Origin of the sequence: Neobacillus niacini (assembly GCF_019749295.1) — a bacterium.
In the GTDB taxonomy this organism is placed as follows: domain Bacteria; phylum Bacillota; class Bacilli; order Bacillales; family Cytobacillaceae; genus Neobacillus; species Neobacillus niacini_D.
Map to the genome: position 1 here is coordinate 354,518 of NZ_JACWFG010000001.1, position 10,672 is coordinate 365,189.

General features: G+C 39.2%; 8 protein-coding genes. 1 reads left to right on the top strand and 7 read right to left on the bottom strand.

The window, feature by feature from the left end; all coding sequences use genetic code 11:
* Positions 1–105: 105 nt before the first annotated feature.
* The 7 genes from priA to H0184_RS01615 form a co-directional block, all read right to left on the bottom strand.
* Positions 106–2,517, bottom strand: coding sequence for a primosomal protein N' (gene priA, locus H0184_RS01585; protein ID WP_221820103.1), 2,412 nt, complete (start codon positions 2,515–2,517; stop codon positions 106–108).
* Positions 2,504–3,727 (bottom strand): bifunctional phosphopantothenoylcysteine decarboxylase/phosphopantothenate--cysteine ligase CoaBC, encoded by a 1,224-nt coding sequence (gene coaBC, locus H0184_RS01590; RefSeq protein WP_221821254.1) that lies wholly within the window; start codon positions 3,725–3,727, stop codon positions 2,504–2,506. The genes priA and coaBC overlap by 14 nt, the downstream gene beginning before the upstream one ends.
* Positions 3,728–3,886: 159 nt before the next feature.
* Positions 3,887–4,132, bottom strand: a complete 246-nt coding sequence (gene rpoZ, locus H0184_RS01595; RefSeq protein ID WP_179160891.1) for a DNA-directed RNA polymerase subunit omega — start codon at positions 4,130–4,132, stop codon at positions 3,887–3,889.
* Positions 4,133–4,747: a guanylate kinase gene (gmk, locus tag H0184_RS01600; protein WP_221820104.1), complete on the bottom strand. Its 615-nt coding sequence runs from the start codon at positions 4,745–4,747 to the stop codon at positions 4,133–4,135.
* 11 nt (positions 4,748–4,758) lie between these two features.
* Positions 4,759–5,022, bottom strand: a complete 264-nt coding sequence (gene remA / locus H0184_RS01605) for an extracellular matrix/biofilm regulator RemA (protein ID WP_095247706.1) — start codon at positions 5,020–5,022, stop codon at positions 4,759–4,761.
* Between the two features lie 59 nt (positions 5,023–5,081).
* Positions 5,082–5,957 (bottom strand): YicC/YloC family endoribonuclease, encoded by an 876-nt coding sequence (locus tag H0184_RS01610; protein WP_221820106.1) that lies wholly within the window; start codon positions 5,955–5,957, stop codon positions 5,082–5,084.
* Positions 5,958–6,079: 122 nt separating this feature from the next.
* Entirely contained in the window at positions 6,080–8,758 is a 2,679-nt protein-coding gene (locus H0184_RS01615; RefSeq protein WP_221820108.1) for a calcium-translocating P-type ATPase, SERCA-type, read from the bottom strand.
* A gap of 188 nt (positions 8,759–8,946) precedes the next feature.
* Between H0184_RS01615 and H0184_RS01620 the strand changes: the two genes are divergently transcribed.
* On the top strand, positions 8,947–10,656 hold the full coding sequence (locus tag H0184_RS01620; RefSeq protein WP_221820110.1) for an Rqc2 family fibronectin-binding protein: 1,710 nt from the start codon (positions 8,947–8,949) through the stop codon (positions 10,654–10,656).
* The last annotated feature ends 16 nt before the right edge of the window (positions 10,657–10,672 follow it).

Consider the following 10,672-nt stretch of genomic DNA (forward strand, 5'->3'; position numbering starts at 1 on the left):
TTCCTCCATCATTGTAGTTTCTGATTTTTTTATATTATTTGTATACTATACATTTTCACCCAAATTTCTTTATCATAACCTTTTATATCAACGTTATTTGCGTATCTACATTAAAATATATGGGTTTACGTCGATTGAGACTAACAGACCGCTTTTGGGGTCGTTTTGATATTGGTCAAGGATGGCTTTTAGTGTTTTGGAAAGCTCCGGTTCACGCTTGTATTTAATAAGACAGTGGTAACGGTATCGATTATTAATCCTCGGGATGGGTGAAGCGGCGGGTCCTAGAACAACTGCTTGATTTGAAATTCGCGACCTTACAAATGCAGTGATTTTTTCAGTTGCTCCGACTACCGTTATTAATTGTTCATGACTGACAGTAATTAAAGCCAAATAGTAAAAAGGTGGATAGTGATGTGCTTTTCGCATCATCATCTCCCGATTATAAAAGAGATCATAGTCCTGTGTTCCAGCTAACTCAACACTATAATGTTCAGGGGTGTAAGTCTGGATAATGACTTCACCTGGCAATTCATGGCGCCCCGCCCTTCCGCTTACCTGTGTTAATAATTGAAAGGTTTTTTCGGAGGAGCGAAAATCTGGTAAATGCAGCATTGTATCAGCTGAGAGAACACCAACAAGTGTTATATTCGGAAAATCCAGCCCTTTTGCAATCATCTGTGTCCCTAGTAAAATATCGGCTTTGCCTTCATGAAATTCTTTTAGGAGCCTTTCATGCGATCCCTTTTTCCCAGTTGTATCAACATCCATACGGATTACTCTTGCCTCAGGAAGAATTTTGCCAAGTTCATCCTCAACCTTTTGTGTGCCTGTACCAAAGTATCGGATATAATCACTTGAACACTCAGGACATTGAGTAGGAACATGGCTCTCAAATCCGCAATAATGGCATTTCATTTGTTCATGAACTCTGTGATAGGTTAATGAAATATCACAATTAGGGCAATTCATTACATACCCGCAATCTCTGCACATAACAAAGGAAGAGTGACCGCGTTTATTTAAAAATAATACTGACTGCTCTTTCCTATCGATTCTTCCTTTTAGGAGTTCAAGTAACTTTCTAGAAAACATGGAACGATTACCTTCCCTAAGCTCTTCACGCATATCAATAATTTCCACTGCAGGAAGTGCCCGCTGATTCATTCGGTTTGGAAGAGATAACAGTTTGTAAACTCCTTTTTGAGCTCTTGCAAAAGATTCTAAAGATGGTGTAGCACTCCCGAGAACAACGGGACAATTATATTTTTGAGCGCGTTCAATCGCAACATCTCTCGCATGATAACGCGGCATTTCTTCCTGTTTATAGCTTGTTTCATGTTCCTCATCAATAATAATAATCCCCAGGTTTTCGAATGGTGCAAAAATCGCTGACCTTGCACCGACAACCACTTTCACTTCTTTACGCTGAATCTTCCGCCACTCATCATATTTCTCACCGGCTGAAAGACCACTGTGCAAAACAGCAACTAAATTGCCAAAACGACCCTTAAAGCGATTTACCATTTGCGGGGTAAGGGCAATTTCCGGCACAAGAACAATGGCTTCTTTGCCTTTTTCGATGACATCCTGGATGGATTGCAAGTAAATTTCAGTTTTCCCGCTGCCTGTTACCCCATAGAGGAGAAATACTTCATGGAGCTTATTTTCGATTGAACCTAATATCGGCCCCATTGCTTCCTGCTGATCAGTGGTTAATGGCAGCGGCTCCGTTCGAGTGAAGGTCCTGTTTTCATAGGGATCACGGTAGACCTCTTTGTCCTGTTCTGTAAGGAGCCCCTTTTCCACAAGCGCCCTTACAGTCGCTGCCGAGATCTTTAAGTCTGTTGACAATTGTCTCAGCTCGATTGGTTCAGGGGTGTGGACAAAGTACCTTAATGCATCTTTTTGTTTTTGCGCTCTCAGTGGTAAGGCATTAAGTTCAGCTTCTAGGTCTGCAGGAGAAAGAAGCGGGCTTACAAACCTTAATTTCTTTTTATTCAGTTTTCCTTTAACTAGGTAAATTACCTCAAGCAGACCTTTTGCCGCTTCTCTTTGGAGAATGGGAACAAGGCCATTCTTCAATGCATCCTCCCATAGGATCTCTTCCCCTTTTTCAAAGACCTCATGAAGCGCTGCAGGTAAATCATTAAGAGTTACCCCTAAAGACAGCTTCACTTTCTTTTCATATTTAGCTTTCAAGGCGGCCGGAAGCATAGCTTGGTAGGCATATATTTTAAAGCACAGCGTATTTTCAGTCAGCCAATTACCAAGTTCAAGTAACTCCTTATTTAAAACTGGCTCTAAATCCATCGGCTCACTAATTTCACGCAGCTTTTTAAATTCAGATTCTCCTTTAATCTCAGTCACAAATCCTTGAATTTTTCTTGGGCCAAAGGGGACAATTACACGCATTCCTGGCTGAATGGTTTCCAGCCATTGTTCGGGAATCAAATAATCAAATTCCCTGTCCGTTTGTTTTGTTGGGACATCAACGATAACACTAGCGATCTTCATGTAATCCTAAATCCTCTTGAAATGCAGCAATTTCTTCAATAATCTTTTGCGCTACCTCTGTTTTTGACATTAAAGGTAGTTCAATCTTGCTGCCATCTCGTTTAAATATCGTAACAATATTCGTATCGCTTCCAAATCCAGCACCTTCTGATTTAACATTATTTGCTACAATCATATCTGCATTTTTTGCGTTTAATTTTTTTGTTGCATATTCTTCCACATTTTCCGTTTCAGCCGCAAACCCAACAAGTATCTGATTTTTCTTTTTGGTTCCGAGCTCTAATAATATATCCTTTGTTCGTTCAAGTTCAATTACTTTGTCCCCTGGCTGCTTTTTCATTTTATGGTCAAAGGATACTTTTGGACGATAATCCGCTACTGCGGCTGTTTTTATTACAATATCTGCTGAATCAAAGTGTTCCATGACCGAATGATACATATCCTCTGCGCTCTCACACCTAACTAATTCCACACCCAGTGGCGGCGTCAAATTAACTGGTCCAGAAACCAATATGACCCGTGCGCCCTCTTTCTTTGCTTCCTCAGCAAGAGAATACCCCATTTTTCCTGTAGAATGGTTGGTTATGAAGCGGACAGGATCAATCTTTTCTCTCGTGGGGCCGGCCGTAACTAAAACAGTTTTTCCTTTAAGTTTTAATGTGTTCTTTGCAGAAAAATGCTGTCTTATCAATTCAACAATTTTTTCAGGTTCCTCTAACCGGCCTTTCCCTACATAGCCACAAGCTAAATAGCCTTCACCCGGTTCAATGAAACGATAGCCATAAGATGCTAAAGTCATAATGTTTTTTATTACAGCTGGATGGTCGTACATATGTACATTCATTGCCGGAGCAATCCACACCGGAGCAGTTGCGGCCAGTAAGGTTGTGGTAATCATATTATCTGCTATACCATTTGCCAGCTTTCCTATTGTATTGGCGGTTGCAGGTGCAACTAGTATTAAATCTGGCCAATCGGCTAAATCAATGTGCGCGATCACATTTGGATTTTTTTCATCAAAGGTATCAGTATACACTTCATTGCGGGATAAGGCCTGAAAAGTTAAAGGGGAAACAAATTTTCCTGCAGAATCACTGAGGATCACTTTTACCTTGGCTCCTGCTTGGACAAGTTTGCTTGTTAATGCAGCAGCCTTATATACAGCTATTCCACCGGTTACACACAATAATATCTTTTTATCCATCATGATCGTATCCCTCACTTCTATTCCAAAACAATCTTTTCCTTTATTATGCTAGAATCACATTATATTTTCATCTTTTTGGAACTTTGTTTCTAAAAAAATTGTCTGTTTTTGCAATTAAAAATAAAAAAGGCTGACATTTGCTGCTGTCAGACCTTCATGATATTACTTGCCTATATTGCTATCTTTACCGTAAATTGCACCTGTTTCTGATTTCTTAGGAACACGATAAGTAAGTTCACCACTGTAAATTTCCTCGAGCGCTTTACCTACATGCTTATACGAAACATATTTAGGCAGTCTTTCATCACGTGTTTGCTGCATAGAACGGGCACGTTTTGCTGCAACGGATACAAGAGAGTATTTTGAGTCAATTTTGTTAAGCAATGAATCAATAGAAGGATATAACATTTATTCAACCTCCAGTAATTTTTTATAACGGTGTTCTACACGTTCTCTGCGGCAATGTTCAGCGACAACTATTGCTTTTACACGTTCACAGGCTAATTCAACTTGATCATTCTCAACTACATAATCATATAATTCCATCATTTCTATTTCTTCACGGGCAGACAGCATTCGATTGTTGATTAACTCTTCTGTTTCTGTACCCCTGGTAACAATCCGGTTCTTTAATTCAGAAAGACTCGGAGGCATTAAGAAGATAAACAATCCTTCTGGGAACTTTTCCCTTACCTGCCTGGCACCCTTCACTTCAATTTCTAAAAATACATCTTTTCCAGCATCTAAGGTTTCACGTACATAATCTACAGGTGTTCCGTAATAATTCCCTACGAACTCTGCATACTCTAGAAGTTTACCTTGTTTAATTAATTCTTCAAATTCATCCCGTGACTTAAAGAAATAATCTACTCCGTTTACTTCACCAGGGCGCGGCGCCCGTGTTGTGGCTGAAATAGAATATTCAAAAGCCGTGTCCGGATGGGAAAATATTTCTTTTCTAACTGTTCCTTTTCCGACACCAGATGGACCAGAAAATACGATTAGCAATCCTTTTTCCTGCATTTTCTATAATCCTACCCTTCATCAATAATTTCATCACGGTCTGCAAGTCGATGGGCAACCGTTTCAGGCTGTACGGCTGATAATATGACATGATCACTATCCATTACAATTACTGCACGAGTGCGTCTTCCATATGTAGCGTCAATCAATGAACCCCGATCTCGGGCATCTTGAATAATCCTCTTAATCGGAGCTGATTCGGGGCTTACAATAGAAATTATCCGATTGGCAGATACGATATTTCCAAATCCAATATTAATCAATTTAATCGACATGATTATCATCCAATCATCAATAATATATTTTGGCCGTGTTAAACACTTTCTAAACCATTTTACTCAATATTTTGAACTTGTTCTTTCAGCTTCTCCAGCAAACTTTTAATCTCCACTACCTTTTTAGTAATACTTGAGTCATTAGCTTTAGATCCAATCGTATTGGCTTCCCTATTCATTTCTTGAACAAGGAAATCAAGTTTCCTCCCAATTGGCTCAACTTCGTCTAATGTTTGCTTGAATTGCTGAATGTGGCTTCTTAACCTTGTTAATTCTTCATTAATATCAATTTTGTCCGCAAATATAGCAACCTCGGTTAACACACGAGTTTCATCCACTTGCCCCTGGATTAATTCCTCAATTTTTTTCATTAACCGTTCTCTATAAGCTGATGCTGCCAAGGGTGCATATTTCGTCAGTTTATCTATATTTGCATCTAATTGTCCTAATGAAAACTGCATATCCTTCTTTAGCTCTTCTCCTTCTGTAACTCGCATCTGTTTACAGAGTAAAACAGCCTCTTCTGTTGCTCTTAGTACTAAACTTTCCAATTCTTCGCTGCCAGCATCCATTTCTTCAATATGTAAAAATTCATTACGGCTTAATAAATCTTGAAGTATAACTTCTCCTTCAATATTGAATTTATCGCGTGCTTGTTTAATAAACAGGTAGTAGTCTTCAAGCAGTTTCCAATCAACCTGAATTTTCCGTGTAACCGCACCTTCCCCTTCTATCATTATATAAACTTCAGCTCTGCCGCGACGGAGATGCTCATTCACTTTCTTCTTTATTTTATCTTCAACCTTTAATAAATGCCTAGGCATCCGGACATTTACTTCACTAAAACGATGGTTGACTGTTTTAATTTCGACATTCACAGAAAAAGAGGCTGAGGTAATCCTGCTTCTCCCAAAGCCCGTCATACTTATAACCATTAAGTACACTCCAATCAAATGAAGATGAGCGCTAACCTACTATGTAAAGTAAATTGTACTAATTTGGAAACTAACAAAAGGTAATAGAGTGACCTCTACTACCTTTTGGATTATAACACACTTTATTTTGTTTTTCTTAACAAAAATGATCCTGCTAGTAAAAAAGTTGGAATAGATGACAGTCCAATAATTAAAAGCCAGTCTTTTGCTAAAATTGGAAGGGTGTGGAATATTGGCTGTAATGGCGGGTAGTAAATAACAACAAACATCAAAGCAAGGGAAGAAATAACTGCCCAAACAAGGTATTTGTTCCCGAATGGATTTCTTGATAAAACCGATTTTTCACTTCTACAATCAAATACATGAATTAGCTGTGCCAATACTAGGGTTGCGAATGCAATGGTTTGTGCATATTCCAGGTTTGCAGGGTTTTGTTTATAAACCAGCATAAAAGCCAGCAACGTTACTACTCCTATGAGAAAACCCCTTGAGACCACTTTCCAGCCTAACCCGCGGGCAAAGACACCCTCATTTGGACTTCGTGGTTTTCGCTTCATTACATCCTCTTCGGGACGATCAAGTCCCAGGGCCATTGCAGGTAAACCATCTGTTACCAAGTTAACCCAGAGAATTTGAATTGGTACGAGCGGTAGCGGCAATGCTAATAACATCGCAAACAACATAACCAAAATTTCACCTACATTCGAAGCAAGTAAGTAGCGAACAAACTTTCGAATGTTTTCATAAATGTTTCTTCCTTCTTCAATGGCCGCTTTAATAGTTGCAAAATTATCATCTAACAAAACAAGTGAAGAAGCTTCTTTTGCAACATCTGTTCCTGTGATCCCCATCGCAACGCCAATATCTGCAGCCTTAATGGCTGGTGCATCGTTGACTCCATCACCGGTCATTGCGACAATATGACCTCTATTTTGCAGGGCTTTAACTATTTTCAATTTATGCTCTGGTGAAACACGCGCAAAAACCGATACATCATCGACTACTTCCTCAAGCTCCTCAACGGACATGATGGATAAAGCATTTCCATCGAGAACCTTACTATTTCTTGTTAATATACCGAGCTGTGCAGCAATCGCTTTTGCTGTGATAACATGATCACCTGTAATCATGACGGTTTTAATCCCTGCTTCTTTACATTCTTTCACAGCGTCTTTAACCTCTGGTCTAGGCGGGTCAATCATTCCTTGTACACCTATGAAGGTTAATTTACTCTCTGCTTCCTGTTCGCTAAGTATAATGGTGTTAGCAGGAACGGGTTTAAAAGCAATCGCAATCGTTCTAAGTGCTTTTGAAGCAAGATTATTTATCGCTTCTTGGACCTGGTTCTGAACATTCTGGCCAAGATATTGTGTTTTACCATCCCAAAGGATTGACTCACTTTTCCCAATAATTACATCAGGTGCCCCTTTTGTTACAATAAAATTTCTGCCTTGTTTATCCTTCACATGCATACTCATCATTTTTCTAGCAGAGTCAAATGGAAACTCCTTGATGATTGTAAACTCATCTAATAAATTTGATCGGTCCAGCCCAGCTTTCATAGCACTAACGAGCAGTGCACCTTCGGTTGGATCTCCGTCAAGAATGTAATCTTCTTCCTTAAACACTAATTCAGAATGGTTGCAGATCATCCCGAAAACGAGCATTTGCTGTAAAGCTTTCTCTTCCTTTGGATGTACCTTTGTATTATTTCGATAAAAGTCACCTCGCGGCTGATACCCAACTCCATCCACTGTCCAAGTATGACCACCGCTCCATAAATGAGTAACTGTCATTTTATTTTGCGTCATTGTTCCTGTTTTGTCAGAACAAATAACCGAAGCACATCCCAGCGTTTCAACCGCCGGAAGTTTCCTGACAATTGCATTCTTTTTAATCATTTTTTGTACTCCGAGCGACAATGCGACCGTAACAATTGCAGGTAATCCTTCTGGTATAGCAGCTACAGCTAGAGATACACCTGCTAGGAACATCGTATATAATTCATGTCCTTGTAAGACTCCTATGGCAACCACAAGAACCGTCAATAATAATGCTACTGTTATTAATATTTTTCCCAGCTGTTCTAAGCGGCGCTGTAAAGGGGTCTCCTGTGTTTGGGCATTTTGAAGTAAATCAGCAATTTGTCCCATTGCCGTTTTCATACCTGTACCGATGACAACCCCAAGTCCGCTTCCCCTAGTAATCATAGTCCCCATAAAGGCGATATTTTCCATATCACCAATCCCGGGATTTATCGTTTTTAAAGGATCTGTATGTTTAGATACCGGTACGGACTCCCCCGTGAGGGCTGACTCTTCTACTTCTAAACTATTAGATTCAATAATCCGCACATCCGCACCAATTCTATCTCCACTTGCAAATTTAATTATATCTCCGACGACAATTTCTTTAGAAGGGATCTTAATCCACTGTCCCTCACGTAAAACAGAAACCTGCGGAGCGGATAATTCCTTTAATGCCTGCAGGGACTTTTCAGCTCTTCTTTCTTGATAGAAGCCAAGAATTCCGTTAATAATGACAATTGCAATAATGGCGACTGCATCAATATACTCTCCAAGCAGACCAGATAATAATGTCGCAGCCAGCAGCACTAATACCATAAAATCTTTAAACTGGCTAAAAAATAAGAGTAAAGCGGATTGCTTTTCCCCTTCCTCCAGTTCATTGAGCCCATGCTGGGCTATTCGTTTCTTTACAGTTTCTGGTGATAACCCAGACGAAAAGTCGGTGTCTAAGACCTTTTCTACTTGATTTATCTCCATCTCATGGAATTTCATCCGACCATCTCACTCTCCTTAAATGTATAGGCATACTCTAAAGAAAGCTTATTCAGCCTCGTCCCAAAAAATGCTATGATAATTAAGATGAGCAATGATAACTGTATGAACTATTTAAAATGAGACATACTCTAAACTTGTACGTTATACTAAAGGAATAAATATGTTTGAAGTAAAGGATGTTTTCCATGTCATTTGACGGTTTATTTACAAAAGCAATGGTCGATGAACTCGCGCAGTCTTTAAAAGGCGGCAGAATTAATAAAGTACATCAGCCATATAAAAATGAAGTCATATTAACCATTCGTGCAAATGGAGTGAATCAAAAATTATTATTTTCAGCACATCCAAGCTATGCACGTGTACAACTAACAACGGAAGCATACGAGAATCCCAGCGAACCGCCGATGTTCTGTATGTTATTAAGAAAGCATATTGAAGGCTATATATTAGAGGATGTCTACCAGGTTGAAAATGATCGGATGATTATTTTTGAAATCAAAGGCCGAAATGAAATTGGAGATGTCAGCTACAAGCAGTTGATTATAGAAATTATGGGCAGACACAGTAATATTGTTCTGGTTGATAAAACACGAAACGTTATTCTTGACAGCGTTAAGCATGTTTCGTTTGCAGTAAATAGTCATAGAGCTATATTACCTGGCCAACCTTATATTTACCCTCCAGCGCAAAACAAACAAAATCCGTTCATGGCTGGCGAAGATGATATTTTAAAGAAAATTGACTTTAATAGCGGAAAACTTGATCGGCAGCTTGTTGAGCATTTTGCCGGTACCTCGCCGCTATTTGCTAAAGAAGTTATTTTCCGAAGCGGGATTGCCAACCGAATGACTGTTCCTAAAGCATTCATTCAATTGATTCAACAAATTAAGAATGCAGAAATCAAGCCCGCCATAATGTCCACAGTGAACAAGGAAATCTTCTACTTATTTCCCCTTGATCATGTTAACGGGGAAGTTAAGACCTTCTCTACCCTAAGCGAAATGCTCGACCGTTTTTATTTTGGCAAGGCCGAACGAGATCGGGTTAAACAGCAAGGGAATGATATAGAACGGCTCATCATTAATGAAAAAGAAAAGAATGAGAAGAAAATTGAAAAGTTAGAGAGTACATTAAGAGAGGCAGAGAAAGCAGACTCTCTTCAACGATATGGAGAGCTATTAACAGCCAATCTTTACGCAGCTAAAAGAGGGATGAAGGAAATCGAAGTAATCGATTATTACGATGAATTGGGCGGAAAAGTTTCCATACCATTGGATCCGCGAAAGACACCTTCAGAAAATGCCCAGAAATATTTTTCTAAGTACCAGAAAGCAAAAAATTCTGTTTCTATCGTTATCGAACAAATTGAAAAAGCACGTGAAGAAGTTACTTACTTTGATAACTTACTACAACAAGTGCAGACGGCTTCTCCAAAGGATATTCAAGAAATTCGTGAAGAACTTGTTGAAGGGGGCTATATACGCGACAGACAAAGACGGAATGCAAAAAAAACATCCAATGCTAAACCTATTCTTGATCATTACACTTCTTCTGATGGTACTGAAATTATTGTTGGGAAAAACAATAAGCAAAATGATTATTTAACCAATAAACTTGCAGCAAGAGACGAAATTTGGCTTCACACCAAGGATATTCCAGGCTCGCATGTTGTCATTCGAAGTAAAGAACCATCACATGAAACCATACAGGAAGCAGCGAACTTGGCAGCCTATTTTAGTAAAGCTAGAAGCTCAAGCTCTGTGCCCGTTGATTTTACTAAAGTACGTTACGTAAAAAAACCGAACGGTGCAAAGCCTGGATTTGTTATTTATGATAATCAGCAGACCATATACGTAACTCCAGAAGAAGAATTGGTTTTGAAATTGAAGAAATAGAAAATGCCCCGGTTTT

What these genes read in the sequence shown, in the direction of transcription:
- priA (WP_221820103.1), bottom strand. Translation starts at nt 2,517, where the DNA reads ATGAAGATCGCTAGTGTTATCGTTGATGTCCCAACAAAACAAACGGAC.
- rpoZ (WP_179160891.1), bottom strand. Translation starts at nt 4,132, where the DNA reads ATGTTATATCCTTCTATTGATTCATTGCTTAACAAAATTGACTCAAAA.
- gmk (WP_221820104.1), bottom strand. Translation starts at nt 4,747, where the DNA reads ATGCAGGAAAAAGGATTGCTAATCGTATTTTCTGGTCCATCTGGTGTC.
- remA (WP_095247706.1), bottom strand. Translation starts at nt 5,022, where the DNA reads ATGTCGATTAAATTGATTAATATTGGATTTGGAAATATCGTATCTGCC.
- H0184_RS01610 (WP_221820106.1), bottom strand. Translation starts at nt 5,957, where the DNA reads ATGGTTATAAGTATGACGGGCTTTGGGAGAAGCAGGATTACCTCAGCC.
- H0184_RS01615 (WP_221820108.1), bottom strand. Translation starts at nt 8,758, where the DNA reads ATGAAATTCCATGAGATGGAGATAAATCAAGTAGAAAAGGTCTTAGAC.
- H0184_RS01620 (WP_221820110.1), top strand. Translation starts at nt 8,947, where the DNA reads ATGTCATTTGACGGTTTATTTACAAAAGCAATGGTCGATGAACTCGCG.